Here is a 1484-nt window from a genome sequence, read left to right on the forward strand (position 1 = left end):
GGGAGAGGGGTGGGCGGGCGGCTCACTTGCCGAAGGTGAGCATGAGCTTCTCCTTGTCCTCGTCCCTGCCGCTCAGGCGGGTGGTGGAGAGGTAGAAGCGGCCGTCGACCCAGTCGTACACCTTGGAGAAGAAGCCGTTCTCGGCGCCGGCGGCTGACGCCGGGTTCTTCAGCAGCGTCGCCGGGGCGTGGCCGGCGCCGCCGACCGGGATCGACACGACCTGGCCGCCCGCGTCGTACGACGGCTCGACATAGGCGATGAGGGCGCCGCCCTCGACCTTCATGGGCAGCATCGACTCCTCGGCCGGTGACTTGACGCGCCACTTCTCCTTGCCGGTGGCCAGGCCGATCGCGACGATCTCGTTGGCGCCGGTCGTCGCCTTGGTCGGCAGATAGAGGTTCTCGGCGTCGGTGGCGACGCCCTGGCAGCCCTGGAGGGCGCGTTCGAGGATCGCCCAGCCGCACACGGGTGCGAAGGGCTCGTCGACGGAGACCTCGGAACGGAAGGTGCCGTCGGCCTTGAGCGTGGAGATGTTCCACGACTTCTTGTCCTCGTTGGTGAGATAGAGGACGACCGGATCGACGGAGTACGTGCGCCCGACCGCCCAGCCCTTGGGAATCGGCCGGGTCCAGCGGGCCGCGCCGGTCCTGGGGTCCAGCTCCTGCACCTCGTCGTGCTCGGTGGAGGTGGACGCCCCGCAGGACGACACGACGATCAGCTTGGTGCCGCCCGCGAAGGCGGCGGGGAAGCAGGCGGCCCCGTACCGGACCTTGTCGAACAGCTTGGCGCCGGTGGTCAGGTCGTACGCCGTGCCGGACTGGGAGCGCCCGACCATCAGCGTCGTCCCGGTGAGCGTCAGCTCGACGCTGAGCGCGCTGTCGAACAGCGCCCCGTCGGCGACCTCGGCGTTCCAGCCCTTCGCACCCGTGTTCAGGTCGAGCACCTGGAGCTTGTTGCACTTGGCGCGTTCGCTGGCGCCGCTCATATAGGCGACCACGATCTTGTCGTCGGCCGACTTCCGTGGGGTGACGGCGCAGATCTTCTGCGGGAAGGTGATCGGCCCCCAGGCGGTGTCCCCGGTCCCGGCGCGGAACGCGAACACCTGCTTGTAGGCCGACTTCACGGCCACCTTGTCGGTGATCCACATGCCGTCGGCGTCGGCACCGGAGGCGGGCGCGTCCGGGGCGTCCTTGGACCAGAGCACCTTCGCCTCGCCGGCCTTGCGCCCCTCGTTGAGGTCGTCGTCGCCGCCCTGGTCTGCGTCCGCGGGGCCGGATCCGGAGGCGGGCGCGGAGACGCCCGGACGGGCCGTCGGCTTGTCGTCGTCACCGCCGCCACCTCCCCCGCCACCGCTGGTCACGGCGTACACGGTGCCCCCGATGACGAGCAGCGCGGCGAGGGCCGCCGCGAGCAGCATCGCGGGCCGCCCCTTGAAGGGGCCACGGGAGCCGCCGCCGGGCGGGACGGCGGCGCCGGGGAAGTGC

Annotated in this window: 1 protein-coding gene; it reads right to left on the reverse strand. The window is 71.2% G+C overall.

Features of this window, described 5'->3' with window-relative positions; translation table 11 throughout:
* Window positions 1-22: 22 nt before the first annotated feature.
* Window positions 23-1484, reverse strand: a 1462-nt coding sequence (locus AOK08_RS41915; protein ID WP_055535825.1) for an outer membrane protein assembly factor BamB family protein, incomplete at its 5' end; no start/stop codon positions are given.

Source organism: Streptomyces graminilatus (genome assembly GCF_001418565.1).
In the GTDB taxonomy this organism is placed as follows: Bacteria; Actinomycetota; Actinomycetes; order Streptomycetales; family Streptomycetaceae; genus Streptomyces; species Streptomyces graminilatus.